The organism is Nocardioides pacificus (genome assembly GCF_054775955.1).
In genome coordinates this window covers 272699-291093 of sequence record NZ_BAAHCI010000005.1, presented here as the reverse complement: position 1 = coordinate 291093, position 18395 = coordinate 272699, and the positions used below count along the sequence as shown (strand labels likewise).

Sequence of the window (18395 nt, the reverse complement as noted above, 5' to 3'; positions counted from 1 at the left end):
AGCCTCGACGCATGCAGGGACGCCGCGCGGTCCTCGTGCCAGGGCTCGCCGCTCTGGTGCTGCTGGCCGGCGTCGCGTGCACCTCCGGCTCCGGTGAGACCCCCGCGGAGACCCCGCGAGCGGAGCCGGCGGCGGAGTCGAGCCCGTCGAGCGCACCTGCGCCCGGCTCGCCCGCGGAGCCCCCCTCCCAGCCCCTCGTCCTCGCCGTCGACCCGCGTCGGGGCCCCGTCGACGTCTCGCTGCGGCAGGCGCGTCGGCTGATCCGCGACCGTGACGTCGCTGGGCTCCCGGCCCGCGCGGTCGAGGTGATGGCGGCGGCCGACGTCGGACCGCACGTGCGCGTCGTACGCGTCGACGGGGTCCACCCGCTGCGCGCCCCTCGGCGCTACCCGCTGACCGTGCCCGCCGGGACGGACGGTCAGCCGCGGGTCACCACCGTGACCGTCGTCGGCGACGTGATGCTCGGCCGGGGCGTGGCCGACCGCTCCTCGTCGCCGGCCGCCGCACTGCGCCCGATGCGGCGCCGCCTCGCGAGCGCCTCCCTCACCGTCGGCAACCTCGAGAACACCCTGTCCCGCGCCGGTGCCCCCACCCAGGGCGGCGACTCCTTCGCGGCCGACCCGCGCGTCGCGAAGGGCCTGAGGGCCGCCGGCTTCGACGCCCTCTCCCTGGCCAACAACCACCTCGGCGACTTCGGGCCGCAGGCGCTCGTCGAGACCGTACGGCGCCTGCGTGCGGCCGGGCTGAGGACGTTCGGCGCCGGGCGCGATGCCGCCCAGGCCTGGCAGCCGGTCGTCGTGGAGCGCAAGGGCGTGCGCTTCGGGCTGATCGGGTTCAACGCGATCGGGGAGACGCCCGAGGTCGGCCCCGACACCCCGGGTGCGGTGTCGGTGAGCATGCCGCCGCGGACCGGGCCGCTCGACCGGGCGGAGCTGGACCGCTTCCTGCGCGCCGTACGCCGCCTGGACCGGGACGTCGACGTGACGATGGTGCTGCCGCACTGGGGCACGCAGTACACCCAGCGCCCCGAGCCGATCCAGCGCCGGGTCGCCCGGGACCTCGTCGACGCCGGGGCGGACGTCGTGGTCGGCGGGCACCCGCACTGGGTGCAGGGCGCGTCGCTGCTGAAGCGCCCCGAGGGTGGCGCCGAGGCGCTGGTCGTGCACTCGCTGGGCAACTTCGCCTTCGACATGGACTTCATGCAGGAGACCCAGGAGGGCCTGGTCCTCGAGCTGGTCTTCTGGGACGACGAGCTGAAGGCCGCCGAGCTGGTGCCCTACCGGATCGGCGACGACTATGCACCGCGCGAGGTGGCATGGGCGGACGCCGCGGACAACCTGGCGCTCTTCTGGGAGTTCAGCGACCTCGCAGCCACGCCCAGATGAGCCGGCCGCCCCGGTCCAGCTGCGCGCGCTCGACGACGGCGGGCACGTCGCGCTCGGAGTGGTAGGCCTCGTACGACGTGCTGCCGAGCCGCGCGACGGTGAAGCCGGCCTTCTCGAACGACCAGTGGTCGCTGGTCGTCAGCTCGGTCCGGGTGGTGGGGATGCGGAGCCGGCGCGCCAGCGCGAGCAGCTCGTCGCGGACGCGGGTGGGGGAGAGCCCGCCCAGCCCCACGGGCACGCGCGCTCCGACCCCGATGCGATCCAGCGACACCATCGCCCGCAGGCCCTTCCGCTCGGCCCGACCCATCTCGCGGACGTAGTGCTGGGAGCCGAAGTGGTGCTGGTCGTCGCCCGGCCCGCGCGGCTCCTCGGCGCCGAACGCCACCAGCACGGCCGGGAGCCGGGTCTCCTCGGCCGCGGCCAGCCGGGCCAGCTCCAGCAGCAGCGCCACGCCCGAGGCGTTGTCCTCGGCCCCCGGGGCGACCGCGACCGTGTCCAGGTGCGCGCCCACCACGACGTACGGCGCGGCCGGGTCGAAGCCGGGCGGGGTCGCCACCACGTTGAACGAGCGCCCGGCCGCCACCGGGACCCCCCACGAGTCGCCGGCTGGCACGCCGAAGCCCTGCCGGCGCACGTCGTACCCGTGGGCGGCAAAGCGCTCCTCGACGTACGCCGCAGCTCGCCGGAAGCCGGGCCCGGTCGCCAGCCGCGGGCCGATCCGGCCGGCCAGCGCGCGGACGTGGGCGAGGGCGCGGTCGGCCTCGAAGCGGGCGGGAGCCTGGTCGGGAGTGGGGGTGGGCGTCGCGGAGGCGGTGCCGCTCGGGCTGCCGGTCGGGGCGCTCGAGGGGCTGCTCGGCGAGCTGCTCGAAGGGGGCGGCGTGCCCGGTCGGGCGTCGTCGTCCTCGCTGCAGCCGATCCCGGTGGCGAGCAGGACCAGAGCGAGTGCGCACCCGGTCGCCGTACGGGGTGCGGAGATGCCCATCGCGGCTCCTGGCGTTGTGGTGCACGTCACGGGGCGCAGCCCCATCGGCGAGATCGTCAGCATCGCACGCTCGCGGGACCTTACGATGCGCCAATGCCTTCGCTGTCCTCGCTCCTGCGCACCTCCGTCCCGCTGCTGGTCCTCCCCCTCGCGGTCTCGCTCGCGGCGTGCGCGCCGGCCGAGGAGACCGAGACCGCCACCGAGGCGGACTCCTGCGCCACCGAGGACCTCGCGCTGCTCACCCCCGGCACGCTCACCATCGCCACCGACACGCCTGCCTACGAGCCGTGGTTCGTCGACGACGACCCCACCAACGGCAAGGGATTCGAGTCGGCGGTCGCCTACGCCGTCGCCGAGCAGCTCGGCTTCGCGGCCGACGACGTCACCTGGGTGACGGTGCCGTTCAACAACTCCTACGCCCCGGGCGCGAAGAAGTTCGACTTCGACATCAACCAGATCTCGGTCACGCCCGAGCGCGAGAAGGTCGTGGACTTCTCCGACGGCTACTACTCCGCCGCCCAGGCCGTGGTCACGCTCGCGGAGGACGGCGCCACCGCCGCCTCGCTGGAGGACCTGGCCGGTCTCAAGCTCGGCGCCCAGACGGGCACGACGAGCCTCACCGCCGTGCGCGAGGTGATCCAGCCCGACGTCGAGCCCGCGGTCTTCAAGGACACCAACGCGGCCAAGCAGGCGCTGCTCAACGGCCAGGTCGACGCGATCGTGGCCGACCTCCCCTCGGCGTTCTACATCACCGCCGTCGAGATCGAGGGCAGCACGATCCTCGGCCAGTTCCAGCCCGAGGCCGGTGAGACCGAGGAGTTCGGTCTGCTGATGGAGAAGGGCAGCGAGCTGCTCCCGTGCGTCAACGAGGCGCTCGGCGAGCTCAAGGACGACGGCACGCTGGCCGACATCGAGCAGGAGTGGCTCTCCGACACCGTCGACGTGCCGGTCCTGGACTGAGCCGGACCCCGCCGACGCCGCCCATCCAAGCCACACCGTGACGCAGCAGGGGCTCGAGCCGGCCCCGGACACCCCGACCCCGCAAGCCTGGGTCCCGAGCGCGCGCGAGCGCGAACGAGACGGGGTCCGCCGCGCCCTGCGCCGGCGCGGCCTGCTGATCGCCGGTGCCGTCACGGTCCTGGTCCTCTGCGCGCTCCTCGCCGGCGTCGTCAGCTCGCCGGGCTGGCCGCGGGTGCGCGAGACGTTCTTCTCGCTCCACCACGCCCGGGAGTCGCTGCCGGCGATCGTCGACGGCTTCTGGGTCAACGTGCGGATGTTCCTCATCGCCGAGCCGCTGATCCTGCTGCTCGGTGGGCTGGTCGCCGTCACCCGCAGCACGGTCTCGCCGTGGCTGACGCCCGCCCGGGCGCTGGCGGTCGCCTACACCGACCTCTTCCGCGGCGTGCCGACGATCCTCGTGGTCGTGCTGTTCGGCTTCGGCATCCCCGCCCTCGGGCTGGCCGGCGTCACCACGAGCCCGTTCGTGCTGGCGACCTTCGCGCTGGTCCTCTGCTACGGCGCCTACGTGGCCGAGGTGATCCGCTCCGGCATCGAGTCGATCCACCCCTCCCAGGTCGCGAGCGCGCAGGCCCTCGCGCTGTCGCGGACGCAGACCATGCGCCACGTCGTGCTGCCGCAGGCGCTGCGTCGCGTCGTACCGCCGCTCATGAACGACTTCGTCTCGCTGCAGAAGGACACCGCGCTGGTCGCCTCGATCGGCGTCTTCGACGCGCTCTTCGCGGCGCAGGACTACGGCAACTACCACTTCAACTACACCCCGCTGCTGGTGACCGGCGCCTTCTTCGTGGTGCTCACCGTGCCGCTGGCGCGCTTCACGGACTGGCTGGCGCGGCGGGCGATGCAGCGCGAGCGGGGTGGACGATGAACGGGCTGGTGAAGGGCGCGCCCCTGCTCGAGGTCCGCGACCTGCGCAAGTCGTACGGCGAGCGCGTCGTGCTCAGCGACGTCTCGCTGACCGTGCGCCAGCACGACGTGATCTGCCTGATCGGCTCCTCGGGATCGGGCAAGTCGACGCTGCTGCGCTGCCTCAACCTGCTCGAGGAGATCGACGACGGCACGATCGCCTTCGAGGGCCGTGAGATCTCCGACCCCCGCACCGACCCGCGCGCCGTACGTCGCGACATCGGGATGGTCTTCCAGGCCTACAACCTCTTCCCGCACCTGACCGTGCTCGACAACTGCACGCTCGCGCCGGTCAAGGTGCACGGTGTCGCCAAGCGCGAGGCGGCCGCCCGGGCCCGGGAGCTCCTGGAGCGCTTCGGGCTGGCCGACAAGGCCGATGCCCACCCCGACCGCCTCTCGGGGGGCCAGCAGCAGCGCGCCGCGCTGGTGCGGGCGCTGTGCACGCAGCCCAAGCTGCTGCTGCTCGACGAGATCACCGCTGCCCTCGACCCCGAGCTCGTGGGGGAGGTCCTGGAGATCGTCCGCACCGAGGCGGAGGCCGGGATGACGATGATCCTGGCGACGCACGAGATGGCGTTCGCCCGCGAGGTCGCCAGCAGCGTCTGCTTCCTCGACGGTGGCCGGATCCTCGAGCAGGGGCCGCCCGAGCAGATCTTCGGCGACCCGCGTGAGGAGCGGACCCGGCAGTTCCTGCGCCGGGTGCTGCCGCCGGCCGGCTGACGCCTGACGCCTGGCCCCGAACCCCGGGCCCGTCCCGCCCGCCGGACCGGGGGCTGCCACCGTGACAGCATCTCTGTCATGATCGCGCCATGAGCTATGAACTCGGTCAGGGCACCGGTCCGCTGCGCGGCGTCAAGGTCGTGGAGATCGCGGGCATCGGCCCCAGCCCGCACGCGTGCATGATCCTGGCCGACCTCGGCGCCGACGTGATCCGCGTCGAGCGTCCCGGTGGCCAGGCGCTGACCGGGGGCGCCCACGACCTGCTCAACCGAGGTCGCCCGAGCGTCGCGCTCAACCTCAAGGACCCGGCGGCGATCGCGACCGTGCTCGACCTGATCGCGGGGGCCGACGTCGTCATCGAGGGCATGCGTCCCGGCACCACCGAGCGGCTCGGCCTCGGGCCGGACGTGTGCCTGGAGCGCAACCCGCGACTGGTCTACGGCCGGATGACCGGCTGGGGCCAGGACGGCCCGCTCGCCAAGGCCGCCGGCCACGACATGAACTACATCGCCATCACCGGCGCCCTGCACGGCCTCGGCCAGGACAAGGCTCGCCCGCACTTCCCGACCAACCTCGTCGGCGACTTCGGCGGCGGCTCGACCTACCTCGTGATCGGCATCCTCGCCGCCCTGCTCGAGGCGAAGGCCAGCGGCCAGGGCCAGGTCATCGACGCCGCGATCGTCGACGGCACCGCCAACCTCAACGCGATGGGCTCCGCGATGCTGGCCGGCGGCAGCTTCAAGGAGGAGCGGGCCGCCAACCTCCTCGACGGCGGCCAGCCCTACTACGACATCTACGAGACCTCCGACGCCAAGCACATGTCGGTCGGCGCTCTGGAGCCGCAGTTCTACGCGGAGTTCGTCCGCCTGCTCGGCATCGAGGAGACCGCGCCGGACCGCTTCGACTTCGAGCGCACCGCCGAGCTGCGCAAGGTCATCACCGACGCGTTCCTGACCCGCACCCAGGCCGAGTGGGCCGAGGTCTTCGAGGGCACCGACGCGTGCGTCGCCCCGATCATCCCGCTCAGCGAGGCCGCGACCCACCCGCACATGGCCGCCCGCGAGGTCTTCGTCGAGCACGAGGGCGTCCTGCAGCCCGCGCCCGCCCCGCGCTTCTCCCGCACCCGCTCCACCCTCGGCCTCCCGCCGGCGGCCACGCCCGGCCAGCACACCCGCGAGGCCCTCGCCGCCTGGGGCGTCTCCGACGTCGACGCGCTGCTGGAGTCCGGCGCCGCTGTACAGCCCTGACCCGGCGCTAACGCACATCCTGGGAGCGCTGAGTCGGCGTCGCGCCGAGTCGGCGGGGTGAGACGTGTCAGCCCGGCTGGGGGCGGGCTGTCAGCATGGCGGCGTGAAGCCGTTCCTCTTCCTGGGCATCCGTGCCGAGGACACCGCCGCCGACGACGAGTACGACGCGATCCTGCGCTTCGCCGGCCTGGCCGAGCGCGACGTACGACGGGTGCGCCTGGAGCGTGACGAGCTCGGTGAGATCGACCTCGACGACTTCTCCGGGGTGATCCTGGGCGGGGGACCGTTCAACGTGAGCGACCCCGTCGAGTCCAAGCCGGTCCACCAGGTCCGCGTCGAGGCGGAGCTGCGGGCACTCGGCCTGCGGGCGGTCGCGGAGGACTTCCCCTTCCTCGGCGCCTGCTACGGCATCGGCACGCTCGGCAGCCTGCACGGCGGACTGGTCGACCGGACCTACGGCGAGCCGATCGGCGCCGTACCCATCACCCTCACCGACGCGGGCCGAGAGGACCGGCTCTTCGGCGAGCTCCCCGCGACCTTCGACGCGTTCCTCGGGCACAAGGAGGCGGTGCGTCGCCTGCCGGACGGGGCGGTGCTGCTGGCCTCGTCCGCGAGCTGCCCGGTGCAGGGCTTCCGGCTGGGACGCAACGTCTATGCCACGCAGTTCCACCCCGAGCTGGACGACGACGGGCTGTGCACCCGCATCGACGTCTACCGCCACCACGGCTACTTCGACCCGCCGGAGGCCGACGAGCTGCAGCGCCTGGCCCGTGCGGCGGACGTCACCGAGCCTCCCCGCCTGCTCGCGAGGTTCGTCGAGCTCTACGCCCGCTGACGGTGTGACGTGTGCCGTGCCGCGGTTTGAAGCGGCACGCACCGGGCACCGCCCAGGCTCCGAGCGAGGCGCCCGAAGCTCCTCGCCTCCCTGGAGGTCGCGATGTTCCTGTTCTTCAGCAACCGGCTCGGCCTGGCCGGGTCCATCCTGCTCTCGCTGGTCGTCACCGCCGTGCTGCTGATGATCTTCGCCTTCTAGCAGTGACCGCCGGCTCCCGGTGACGGGACCATCGGCCCGTGCTCGCGCGTTGACGGCGCCGATAACGTCGTACTCGGACGACCGACCGGCCCGCCCGACGGGTCGATCCCGAGTTTCTGGAGGCATCATGGGCATGGACGAGGACGTCACCACCCGGCTGAGCGAGGAGCGTTGCTGGGAGCTGCTGCGAGGTGACGAGTTCGGACGCCTCGCCTTCCGGCTCAGCGACGAGATGCACATCGTCCCGATCAACTACGCGGTGGACGGCGGCACCATCCTGTTCCGCACCTCCGGCGGCGAGAAGCTGCTGAGCGTGCTGATGCACGGCGAGGTCGCCTTCGAGATCGACCGGTACGGCGAGAAGGAGGCGACGAGCGTCGTCATCCGTGGCCGCGCCCGCCGCCTCGACGAGGACGAGGAGCACCGCGCCGACAACGTGCCGCTGCGGCCCTGGATCGGGACGCACAAGTACAACGTCGTGGAGATCACCCCCACCACGGTCACCGGCCGGGCCTTCCAGCTCGACCGCCCTTGGCTGCACCTGCGCCCCGAAGCCTGAGCTTTCAGGCTCGGAGCCGAGCGGTGGCGCGGTGACCCGCGCCACTTCCGGCGCCTGCGGGCGCCAGTGATGCGGCTGTGACTGGAGTGCTGCGCTAGGTTGGTCGCAGCAGTCCGCCCAGTCTTGCCTCGGGCTGCCGGCGCGCGCCCCCCTTTGTGGTGATGTGACGCCGCCTTCCGGGCCTCGGCCCGTGAGTGCACGCTTTCGTTGTTCCCGCCGCCGGCGGGACGGCTTGGTGAGACACACCAACGGATAGCGACTTATCTCTTGTCTTCTGCTGCACCTGCCCCTGCCCGCACCGCGAACGCTGCCGGATTCTCCGAGCTCGGCGTCCCCGCGGACCTGACGAAGATCCTCGCGGATCTCGGCATCACCTCCCCCACTCCCATCCAGGCCGCGACGCTGCCGGACTCCCTCGCGGGTCGCGACGTCCTGGGCCGTGGCCGCACCGGCTCCGGCAAGACCTACGCGTTCCTGTTGCCGCTCGTGGCGCGCCTCGTGTCGTCGGGCCGCAAGGTCCGCGCCGGCGCCCCCCGTGCGCTGATCCTGGCCCCCACCCGTGAGCTGGTGGGCCAGATCCAGGAGTCCCTCGAGCCGCTGGCCAAGGCCAACGGCCTGACCACCCAGACCGTCTTCGGCGGAGTGGGCCAGAACCCGCAGGTCCAGGGTCTGCGCCGCGGCGTCGACATCCTGCTGGCCTGCCCCGGTCGCCTCGAGGACCTGATCAACCAGGGTCACTGCTCGCTCGGCGACATCGAGGTCACGATCCTCGACGAGGCCGACCACATGGCCGACCTGGGCTTTCTGCCGGCCGTGCGCCGTCTGATGGACAAGACGCCGACCGACGGTCAGCGCCTGCTGTTCTCCGCGACGCTCGACGGTGCGATCAACGTGCTGGTCAAGAAGTACCTGCACTCCCCGGTCACCCACGAGGCCGACTCGGCCCAGTCGCCGATCTCGACGATGGAGCACCACGTGCTGCACGTGGAGCGCGACCACCGCGTCCCGGTGCTGGTGGACCTGACCAGCGCCCCCGGTCGCACGGTCGTCTTCACCCGCACCAAGCACGGTGCCAAGGCGCTGACCAAGCAGCTGAACAAGAACGGTGTCCCCACCGTCGAGCTGCACGGCAACCTGAGCCAGAACGCCCGCACCCGCAACATGGCCGCCTTCCACGAGGGCAAGGCCACGACGCTGGTCGCGACCGACATCGCCGCGCGCGGCATCCACGTCGACGACGTGTCGCTCGTGATCCACGCCGACCCGCCGGTCGAGCACAAGGCCTACCTGCACCGCTCCGGTCGTACGGCGCGCGCCGGCGCCGCGGGCACCGTGGTGACGCTGATGACCTCCGACCAGGTCCGCGACGTGCGCGACCTGACCCGCGCGGCCGGCATCAAGCCGACCACGACCCGTCTGGACGGCCCGGCCCACCCGATCCTCGTCAAGCTCGCCCCCGGCGAGCGCGCGACGGTGCCCGGTGGCCTCGTGCTCGAGGTCCCGTCGCAGCCCTCGGGTCGCGGCACCAGCAACGGCGGCTCCGACACCGGTGCCAAGAGCAGCGGAGGCCGCAACCGCAGCCGCCGCGGCGGCGCGGGCGCCACCGCCACCGGCGGCGGCCGTGGTGCCTCGGGCGCCCGCTCGACCGGCAGCAAGCCCGCGGCCAAGTCCGGCTCGAAGCCCGCCTCCGCGGGTCGCGGCGCCGGCGGAGGACAGCGCTCCTCGTCGCGCCCGGCCGGCAAGTCGGGCGGCCACAGCGCCGCCTCCTTCAGCCGCGGCGCCCGCTGACCCCAGGCCCAGGCCCAGGCAACACAGCACCAGCAGCAACACAGCACCACCCCAAGCCCGCCGACCCGTCACTCCCTCGACCAGACACGCCGTGTCTGGAAGCGCGAGTGACGGGTCGGCGGCGTCTGGGGCCGGGTCAGCCTGCCGTGAGGCCCGGCTCAGTGGTTGCGCAGGGCCTCGACGAGGTCGTCCTTGTTCATCTTCGAGCGCCCCTCGATGTCGAGCTCGCCGGCGCGCTTGCGCAGGTCGTCGACACTCCAGTCCTCGTAGGAGCCCGAGGAGCCGCCCTTGCTGCCCACCGCGGAGCGTGAGCTGTTGGCCGCGGCGTTGGCGATCCGCGCGGACTTCTCCTTGCTGTTGCCCTCGTCGCGCAGCTTCTCGTAGAGCTCGTCGTCCTTGACGCTGGGACCGGGCTTCTTCTGGCCGCCGCTCTGGCTGGGCATGAGTCCTCCTTCGGTCGGGACAGCTGTCACCCGGTGAGGTGCCCGAGGCGACGAGTCGTCAAACGGCCCGGCCCGGTCAGGACAGCTGCCCCTCCGCCTCGCGGTCCCGATCCAGCCGCGCCATCCAGGGCTTGGCCGTGACGCCGTGGACCAGGACCGACAGGACGATCGTGAAGGCGGCCGTCGACCACAGCCACGGCGCCTCGGCGAACTCCGCCTCACCGGTCGCGTAGGCCAGGTAGTAGAGCGAGCCCACGCCGCGGACCCCGAAGAACGCGACCGCGCGGCGCTCCCGGACGGTGAGGCCGCCCACGCATTCACGGCGTCGCGACATCGCCCCGAGCCCGATCAGCCCGGCGAGGGGCCGGATCACGAAGATCGTGGCCACGGCGACGAGCACGCCCCACAGGTCGAGGTAGTCGAGCAGCCCGTTGGTCATCTCGATGCCGAGGAAGAGCAGGATCACGAGCGTGAGGAGCCGCTCGAGCCGCTCGATCACCTCGTGCATGGCGCGGTGGTAGTCGTGGCGGCGCTCCTGTGCGCGCAGCGTCATGGCACAGGTGAACACCGCGAGGAACCCGTAGCCGCCGGCCACCTCGGCCACGCCGTACGCCGTGAGGAGAGCCGCGATCGCGAGCAGCGGCTCCCCCTGCTCGGCGAGGCGCAGGTCCTTGCTGGGCAGCCGGAAGGCGATCTTGCCCAGGCCCCAGCCGACCAGCAGCCCGCCGGCGACGCCGAGCGCGACCTTGCCGAGGAGGTACCAGCTCAGCCAGTGGGTGGCGTCATCGGCGGCGAAGCTGCCGGCCGCCGCCAGCAGGATGGCGAGGTAGACGAAGGGGAAGGCCAGGCCGTCGTTGAGTCCTGCCTCCGCGGTGAGCGCGAAGCGCACCTCGTCGTGCTCGTGCCCCTCCTCGTCCTCGTGGTCGGGCTCGATCTCCATCTCGTCGGCGTCCTCGTCCACCGCGGGGCCGCCGACCTGGACGTCGGAGGCGAGCACCGGGTCGGTGGGGGCGAGTACGGCGCCGAGCAGGACGGCGCCGGCGAGCGAGAGCCCGCCGGCCCACCAGCCGATCGCCGCGATCGCGGCGATCGTCAGGGGCATGGTCACCCCCAGCAGCCGCCAGGTCGCCGACCAGCGTCCCCACGAGGACCAGGACCGCAGGTTCAGGGGCCGGTCGAGTGCCAGGCCCACGCCCATCAGCGCCACCAGGACCGCGATCTCGGTGACGTGCTCGATCACCGCACGGTCGGCCTCCACGCCCGGGCTGAAGCTGATGTCCTCGAAGAGCGGCGTCAGCCCCAGGACCATCCCCACGCCCACGAGCACGATCGGCGACGACAGGGCATAGCGCTGCAGCAGTGACGGCAGCACCACCGCCAGGAGGAGGCAGAGCCCGCCGATGAGAAAGACTCCGTCCGCGGTCATGCCTGGACGCTAGCGACCCGGCGGAAACGCCGGGCCGCGGAGGTGTCCCGTCAGAGCCCGAAGGTGGCCAACCAGGCCCGGACCGGCGCGATGTCGACGCGCTGGTTGCCCGACAGATAGCGGCACTTGTCGTTGTAGCCGAAGCTCGTCACGGCCACCACGACGTCGCCGAGCAGCACGGGACCGCCGGAGTCGCCGGTGCAGGTGCCGCCGGTGCCGCGGCTGTCGTGGAGGTTGCCGTTGGTCTGCAGGATCTGGGCGGTGAGCTTCTGTCCCGGCATCTGCGCCTGGCGACGCAGCAGCGGGAACGTCATCGGCACCGCATTCTGCGGCCCCGACGCCGGCTTGCGGACCTCGGCGCCGTAGCCGACCGCGGTGAAGAGCGTCTTGTTGAGCCGCGGCTGGGCCACCGAGTCGAGCAGGTTCACCCCCGCGAGCCTGGCGGGCGCGATGTCGGTGACCGGACGGTCGAGCACGATCACGCCCACGTCGTTCCAGTTGTCTCGGTCGGTGAGGCCGGAGTAGCCCGGGTGGGTGTGCGCGACTCCCGAGTGGAAGCCGGCCGCCTCCAGCTCGGCCTGGGTGTAGCCGGCGGTGCGGTCGGCGGCCGAGGGCAGCCCGGCCGGGGGCGCGTCGCCGAGGTAGGTCTCGAAGGTGACGAGCGTGCGGCCCACCGTGCCCTCGGTGCAGTGCGCGGCGGTGAGGACGACGGTGGGCGAGACCAGCGTCGCGGAGCAGGTGAACCGGCTGCTCGCGTCGTAGGCCATCGTCAGCCCCACGTTCGGGTGGGCCTCGGCGTCGGGGGTGCCACCGGTGATCGCGGCGGCCTGGCCGCCCATGCCGGTCAACCCAGCGGTCAGTCCGGCGGTCAGGGCCAGGGCGATGAACGTCGTGAGCAGTCGAGGCCGCACGTGCACTCCTTGAGAGATGGGACCCACATCGTCGTCGAACGAGGCGCTCCAGGTCCGCGAAACGCGCAACTCCGCCCGCGCCGCGCCCGTCGTACCAGTCAGGGCTGGCGGGGCGGGAGACGGTGGAGCTGTACGTCGCGCAGCTGGGCGTCGGCTGCGGTAGCCGTCAGGTAGGTGCAGTGCGGCTGACGCCGGCGATCGGTGGGCGACCCGGGATTGAGCAGCCGCAGCGGCGCTCCCGCGGCCGTGGTGGTCGTGGTGTCCCACGGGATGTGGCTGTGGCCGAAGACCAGCACGTCCACGTCGTCGTACGTCGCGGCGCAGCGCCGCTCGCGGCCCTTCGCGTCGCCGGTCTCGTGGACCACGGCGAGGCGCACGCCGCCCAGCGTCACCCGCGCCACCTCCGGCAGCCGCCGACGCAGCTCGGCCCCGTCGTTGTTGCCGTGGACCCCGACGAGCCGGCGCGAGCGCGTCTCCAGCTCGTCGAGCAGCGCGGGCTCGACCCAGTCGCCGGCGTGGACGACGACGTCGGCGGCCTCGACGGCCTCCCACAGCGGGACGGGCAGGTCGCGGGCCCGTTTGGGCAGGTGGGTGTCGGCCATCAGGACCAGTCGCACGCTCTCCATCCCCATGAGCCTAGAACGGGTCTAGCCTCACTTCATGGACGACGAGGCCACGCAGAAGCTCCCGAACGCGGTCTATGAGGCCGAGCTGGCCCGACTGCAGGCCGAGTTCGTCAAGGTCCAGGAGTGGACCAAGGCGGAGGGCCAGCGGATCGTGGTCGTCTTCGAGGGCCGCGACGCCGCCGGCAAGGGCGGTGCGATCAAGCGCATCACGCAATACTTGAGCCCCCGCGTCGCGCGCATCGCCGCGCTGCCGGCGCCCACCGAGCGCGAGCGCGGTCAGTGGTACTTCCAGCGCTACCTCGAGCAGCTGCCCAGCCCCGGCGAGATGGTCCTCTTCGACCGCTCCTGGTACAACCGCGCCGGCGTCGAGAAGGTGATGGGCTTCTGCACGCCGACGGAGTACCACCGGTTCCTGCACCAGTGCCCGATCCTCGAGCGGATGCTGGTCGAGGACGGGATCCTGCTGCGCAAGTACTGGTTCTCGGTCAGCGACCAGGAGCAGCAGCGGCGCTTCAAGTCGCGCCTCGACGACCCGATGCGGCGCTGGAAGCTCTCCACGATGGACCTCGAGTCGATCAGCCGCTGGGAGGACTACTCGCGCGCCAAGGACCAGATGATGGTGCACACCGACATCCCCGAGGCCCCCTGGTACGTCGTGGAGGGCGACGTGAAGAAGCGCGCCCGGCTCAACATGATGGCCCACCTGCTCTCCACGATCCCGTACGTCGAGCAGCCGCTGCCGCACCTCGAGCTTCCCGAGCGCCCGGGGTCCACCGGCTACGAGCGCCCGCCGCGCGACCAGGCGACGTACGTCCCCGACCACACCGCGACGCTGCTCCAGGACTGAGCCGAGCGGAGTGCGCGCCGGCGCCGGGTGGGTCGTGTGCCCGTCTGCGCGGTGGGGCGCGTGCTCAGGCACACGACCCGGGCCGCGCGACTGTGATCCGCGGGTAACTGGAGATGTTCCTGCATGGGGTGCTTGCGATGCTCCAGTTACCTGCCAGTCGGTCGCTCGACCGCCGACTCGGCCGTCGTACGGCGTGCGCTTGCGCCGACTCGGCGTGCCTCAGCGGGCCCGGCGGTCGATCGCCTGTCGCTTCTGCTCGTCGACGGCCGACTCGTAGGCCGCGACCAGGCTGGCCACCGATAGTGGCTTGAGGCGCTCCACGATCTCGCGAAGACGGTCGGGGCTGACGCCGGACTCCTTGTAGAGCGGCCAGACCATCGTGCGGAAGAGCTGGTCGAGCTCCTCGGCGACGGCGCGTCCGTGGGCGGCGTACACGTCGGCGGCGGCCACCGCGGCCTCGGTCGGGAAGCCCAGGTCGAGCAGGCCCAGGCCCACGGAGAGCTGCGAGACGGCCACGTGCAGCCGGTCCCGGCCGGCCGGGGTCACGATGCGCAGCGCCTCGAGGGTGGACACGTCGTCGTCGGAAAGCGCCCGGCCCGCTCGCCGGTCCAGCTCGGCGCGGGACATCTCCAGCGGCGGCTCGGTCTGCCACGGCGCGAGCATCGTGCGGTGCAGCGCGATGTCCTCCGGGCTGGCGGTGTCGGGGATCGCCGCGACGTACTTCTCGATCGCCGCCAGGGTGAAGCCGTGACTCTGCAGCTCCTGGACCAGCTCGAGGCGGGCCACGTGGTCGGCGGTGTAGTAGCCCGAGCGGCCGCGGCGGATCGGCGGCGGCACCAGTCCCCGGGTCGTGTAGAACCGGACGTTGCGCACGCTCATCCCGACGCGCTGGGTCAGCTCGTCGAGGCTCCACAGCTCATGGCTGGGGCCGGCGTGAACAGAGTCACCCATGGGTCTCCTGACGGCTCGGGCTGAGGTGTCCCACCGCGCAGGCGGCGATGAGCACAAATGTGGTGCGCGCCACATTGGGCGGACCGCACCTTGACGCTGACAGTAATAGTGTCACAATCGGCAAGCACAGTCTTCCAGCACGCAAGGGACCCCTCATGGCAGAAGCATTCGTGTACGACCACATTCGTACGCCGCGTGGCAAGGGCAAGAAGAACGGCTCGCTGCACGAGGTGAAGCCCGTCGACCTCGTCGTCGGACTCCTCGACGAGATCCAGGCTCGCAACCCCAGCCTCGATCCCCACCGCATCGACGACGTCGTGCTCGGCGTCGTCTCCCCGATCGGCGACCAGGGCGGCGACATCGCCAAGACCGCGGCGCTGGCCGCCGGCCTGCCCGACACCGTCGCCGGCGTCCAGCTCAACCGCTTCTGCGCCTCGGGTCTCGAGGCGGTCAACCAGGCGGCCTCGCGCGTGCGCGGCGGCTTCGAGGACCTGATCCTCGCCGGCGGCGTCGAGTCGATGAGCCGCGTGCCGATGGGCTCCGACGGTGGCGCCTGGGCATCCGACCCGGCCACCGCGTTCAAGAGCTCCTTCGTGCCACAGGGCATCGGCGCCGACCTGATCGCGACGATCGAGGGCTGGTCGCGCGAGGACGTCGACGCGTTCGCCGCCGAGTCCAACGCCCGCGCGGCGAAGGCCTGGGCCAACGGCTACTTCTCGCGCTCGGTCGTGCCGGTCAAGGACCTCAACGGCCTCACGGTGCTCGACCACGACGAGTTCATCCGCCCCGGCACCTCGGTGGAGAGCCTCGGCGGCCTCAAGCCGTCGTTCGCCGACATCGGCCAGCAGGCCGGCTTCGACGACGTCGCGCTGGAGAAGTACCACTGGGTGGAGCGGATCAACCACGTCCACCACGCCGGCAACTCCTCGGGCATCGTCGACGGCTCCGCGCTGATGGCGATCGGCAGCGAGCAGGTCGGCACCGACCTGGGCCTCACGCCCCGCGCGCGCATCATCGCCACCGCTGTCTCCGGCGCCGACCCGACGATCATGCTCACCGGCCCGGCCCCCGCCGCCCGCAAGGCGCTGGCCAAGGCCGGCCTGCAGGTCGAGGACATCGACCTCTTCGAGATCAACGAGGCCTTCGCTGCCGTCGCCATGCGCTTCATGCGCGACATGGGCATCACCTCCGACATCACCAACGTCAACGGCGGCGCGATCGCGATGGGCCACCCGCTGGGCGCCACCGGCGCGATGATCCTCGGCACGCTCATCGACGAGCTCGAGCGTCGCGACCAGAAGCGCGGCCTCGCCACGCTCTGCGTCGGCGGCGGCATGGGCATCGCCACCATCGTCGAACTTGTCTGACCCGGCCAGGACTGAGAAGGAATTCACGCATTCATGAGCACTGAGACCCAGACCGCGGTCCGCTACGACCGGGACGCCGACGGCATCGTCACGCTGACCCTCGACGACCCCACCGCGCGCGCCAACACGATGAACGAGCTCTACCAGAAGTCGATGGCCGAGGCCGTCGAGCGGCTGTACGCCGAGGTGGACGACGTCGTCGGCGTCGTGATCGCCAGCGCGAAGAAGACCTTCTTCGCCGGCGGCAACCTCAAGAACATGGTCCAGGCCGGTCCCGACGACGCCCAGGGCGTCTTCGAGTCCGGTGAGAGCATCAAGGCCGGCCTGCGCCGCCTCGAGCGCTACCCGCGCCCCGTCGTCTCCGCGATCAACGGCGCCGCCCTCGGCGGAGGCCTCGAGATCGCGCTGGCGACCAACCACCGCATCGCCGTCGACGACAACAAGACGCTGATCGGCCTGCCCGAGTCGACGCTGGGCCTGCTGCCCGGCGGCGGCGGCGTCACCCGCGTCGTCCGGATGCTCGGCATCCAGTCGGCGCTGATGGACGTGCTGCTGCCCGGCACCCAGTTCAAGCCGGCCCAGGCCAAGGAGAAGGGCCTGGTCGACGAGCTGGTCGCCACCCAGGACGAGCTGCTCCCGGCCGCCCGCGCCTGGGTCCTGGCCAACAAGGACAACGCCGAGGCCGCCCAGAACCCGTGGGACCGGGCCGGCTATCGGATGCCGGGCGGCACCCCGTCGAGCCCCAAGCTCGCCGGCTTCCTGCCCGCGTTCCCGGCGTTGCTGCGCCAGCAGACCAAGGGCGCGCTCTACCCCGCACCGCGCGCGATCATGAGCGCCGCGGTCGAGGGTGCGCAGGTGGACTTCGAGACCGCCTCGCGCATCGAGTCGCGCTACCTGACGAGCCTGATCGTCAACCAGCAGGCGAAGAACATGATCCAGGCGTTCTTCTTCGACCTGCAGGCGATCAACTCCGGCTCGCTGCGCCCCGACGGCATCGCGCCGTACAAGGCGGTCAAGGTCGGCGTGCTCGGCGCCGGGATGATGGGAGCGGGCATCGCCTACTCCTGCGCCCGCGCCGGCATGGAGGTCGTGCTCAAGGACGTCTCGACCGAGAACGCCGAGAAGGGCAAGGCCTACTCCGACAAGCTGCTCACCAAGGCCGTCTCGCGCGGCAAGAGCACCGAGGAGAAGAAGGCCGAGCTGCTCGGCCGGATCAAGGCCACGGGCGACCCGGCCGACCTGGCCGGCTGTGACCTGGTGATCGAGGCCGTCTTCGAGGACCCCGCGCTGAAGAGCAAGGTGTTCGCCGAGATCATGCCGTTCGTCAACCCCGACGCGCTGCTGTGCTCCAACACCTCGACGCTGCCGATCAGCGAGCTCGCGGAGGGCATCGAGCGCCCCGCGGACTTCATCGGTCTGCACTTCTTCTCGCCGGTCGACAAGATGCCGCTGGTCGAGATCATCCGCGGCAAGGAGACCTCGGACGCCGCGCTGGCCAAGGCGTACGACGTGGTGCAGCAGATCCGCAAGACCCCGATCGTGGTCAACGACAGCCGTGGGTTCTACACCTCGCGCGTCATCGGCACGATGGTCAACGAGGGCCTCGCGATGCTCAACGAGGGCATGCACCCGGTCAGCATCGAGCGGGCGGCCACGCAGGACGGCTACCCGGTCGGCACCCTGCAGCTCTCCGACGAGCTGAACATGGAGCTGATGGCCAAGATCCGCAAGGCCACCGCGGACGCCGCCGAGCGCGACGGCATCACGCTGTCCGAGGACCCGGCCGGCGACGTCGTCAAGACGATGATCGAGCTGGGTCGCTCCAGCCGTCTCAAGGGCGCCGGCTTCTATGAGTACGACGAGTCCGGCAAGCGCCAGGGCCTGTGGTCGGGGCTGGCCGAGAAGTTCCCGGTCGCCGAGCAGCAGATCCCCTTCGAGGACATGAAGGACCGGCTGCTGTTCGTCGAGGCGATCGAGACCGCCAAGTGCTTCGAGGAGGAGGTCATCACCTCCGCCGCGGCCGCGAACATCGGCTCGATCATGGGCATCGGCTTCCCGGCCAACACCGGTGGTGCCGCGCAGTTCATGACCGGCTACGTCGCTGCCGACGGTGAGATCGGGCTCGGGGCGTTCGTCAAGCGCGCCGACGAGCTCGCCGACGCGTACGGCGAGCGGTTCCGGCCCACG

17 protein-coding genes are annotated in these 18395 nt (G+C 71.8%); 11 read left to right on the top strand and 6 right to left on the bottom strand.

Annotated features, from left to right (window positions below; genetic code table 11):
* Positions 1–11: 11 nt before the first annotated feature.
* Positions 12–1385, top strand: a complete 1374-nt coding sequence (locus tag ACYU7L_RS03935; RefSeq protein ID WP_460793937.1) for a CapA family protein — start codon at positions 12–14, stop codon at positions 1383–1385.
* Here the strand turns inward: ACYU7L_RS03935 and ACYU7L_RS03930 are convergent.
* On the bottom strand, positions 1357–2367 hold the full coding sequence (locus ACYU7L_RS03930; RefSeq protein WP_460793936.1) for a M28 family metallopeptidase: 1011 nt from the start codon (positions 2365–2367) through the stop codon (positions 1357–1359). The two genes, ACYU7L_RS03935 and ACYU7L_RS03930, sit on opposite strands and share 29 nt — an antisense overlap.
* Before the next feature lie 93 nt (positions 2368–2460).
* Between ACYU7L_RS03930 and ACYU7L_RS03925 the strand changes: the two genes are divergently transcribed.
* The 7 genes from ACYU7L_RS03925 to ACYU7L_RS03895 all read left to right on the top strand — a co-directional run bounded on the left by ACYU7L_RS03925 (position 2461) and on the right by ACYU7L_RS03895 (position 9637).
* A complete protein-coding gene (locus ACYU7L_RS03925) occupies positions 2461–3327 on the top strand; it encodes an ABC transporter substrate-binding protein (protein WP_460793935.1) in 867 nt (288 codons plus the stop codon).
* A 37-nt stretch (positions 3328–3364) separates the two neighbouring features.
* On the top strand, positions 3365–4252 hold the full coding sequence (locus ACYU7L_RS03920) for an amino acid ABC transporter permease (protein ID WP_460793934.1): 888 nt from the start codon (positions 3365–3367) through the stop codon (positions 4250–4252).
* Entirely contained in the window at positions 4249–5010 is a 762-nt protein-coding gene (locus tag ACYU7L_RS03915; protein ID WP_460793933.1) for an amino acid ABC transporter ATP-binding protein, read from the top strand. The genes ACYU7L_RS03920 and ACYU7L_RS03915 overlap by 4 nt, the downstream gene beginning before the upstream one ends.
* Positions 5011–5099: 89 nt before the next feature.
* Positions 5100–6257, top strand: a complete 1158-nt coding sequence (locus ACYU7L_RS03910; RefSeq protein ID WP_460793932.1) for a CaiB/BaiF CoA transferase family protein — start codon at positions 5100–5102, stop codon at positions 6255–6257.
* Between the two features lie 103 nt (positions 6258–6360).
* Positions 6361–7092 (top strand): glutamine amidotransferase, encoded by a 732-nt coding sequence (locus tag ACYU7L_RS03905; protein WP_460793931.1) that lies wholly within the window; start codon positions 6361–6363, stop codon positions 7090–7092.
* Positions 7093–7423: 331 nt separating this feature from the next.
* On the top strand, positions 7424–7849 hold the full coding sequence (locus ACYU7L_RS03900) for a pyridoxamine 5'-phosphate oxidase family protein (RefSeq protein ID WP_460793930.1): 426 nt from the start codon (positions 7424–7426) through the stop codon (positions 7847–7849).
* 267 nt (positions 7850–8116) lie between these two features.
* A complete protein-coding gene (locus tag ACYU7L_RS03895) occupies positions 8117–9637 on the top strand; it encodes a DEAD/DEAH box helicase (protein WP_460793929.1) in 1521 nt (506 codons plus the stop codon).
* A 158-nt stretch (positions 9638–9795) separates the two neighbouring features.
* Here the strand turns inward: ACYU7L_RS03895 and ACYU7L_RS03890 are convergent, their stop codons facing one another.
* The 4 genes from ACYU7L_RS03890 to ACYU7L_RS03875 form a co-directional block, all read right to left on the bottom strand.
* Entirely contained in the window at positions 9796–10080 is a 285-nt protein-coding gene (locus ACYU7L_RS03890) for a DUF7218 family protein (RefSeq protein ID WP_460793928.1), read from the bottom strand.
* Positions 10081–10156: 76 nt separating this feature from the next.
* Positions 10157–11506: a cation:proton antiporter gene (locus ACYU7L_RS03885; protein WP_460793927.1), complete on the bottom strand. Its 1350-nt coding sequence runs from the start codon at positions 11504–11506 to the stop codon at positions 10157–10159.
* Positions 11507–11556: 50 nt separating this feature from the next.
* Positions 11557–12417 (bottom strand): S1 family peptidase, encoded by an 861-nt coding sequence (locus ACYU7L_RS03880; RefSeq protein ID WP_460793926.1) that lies wholly within the window; start codon positions 12415–12417, stop codon positions 11557–11559.
* Between the two features lie 98 nt (positions 12418–12515).
* Entirely contained in the window at positions 12516–13043 is a 528-nt protein-coding gene (locus tag ACYU7L_RS03875; RefSeq protein WP_460793925.1) for a metallophosphoesterase family protein, read from the bottom strand.
* A 34-nt stretch (positions 13044–13077) separates the two neighbouring features.
* Between ACYU7L_RS03875 and ppk2 the strand changes: the two genes are divergently transcribed.
* Positions 13078–13890 (top strand): polyphosphate kinase 2, encoded by an 813-nt coding sequence (gene ppk2 / locus ACYU7L_RS03870; RefSeq protein WP_460793924.1) that lies wholly within the window; start codon positions 13078–13080, stop codon positions 13888–13890.
* Between the two features lie 219 nt (positions 13891–14109).
* On the opposite strand, the gene ACYU7L_RS03865 is transcribed toward ppk2, so the two are convergent.
* Positions 14110–14841 (bottom strand): MerR family transcriptional regulator, encoded by a 732-nt coding sequence (locus ACYU7L_RS03865; RefSeq protein WP_460793923.1) that lies wholly within the window; start codon positions 14839–14841, stop codon positions 14110–14112.
* Positions 14842–14996: 155 nt separating this feature from the next.
* Between ACYU7L_RS03865 and ACYU7L_RS03860 the strand changes: the two genes are divergently transcribed.
* Positions 14997–16208 (top strand): acetyl-CoA C-acetyltransferase, encoded by a 1212-nt coding sequence (locus ACYU7L_RS03860; RefSeq protein ID WP_460793922.1) that lies wholly within the window; start codon positions 14997–14999, stop codon positions 16206–16208.
* Positions 16209–16241: 33 nt separating this feature from the next.
* On the top strand, positions 16242–18395 hold a 2154-nt coding region (locus ACYU7L_RS03855; RefSeq protein WP_460793920.1), incomplete at its 3' end, for a 3-hydroxyacyl-CoA dehydrogenase NAD-binding domain-containing protein.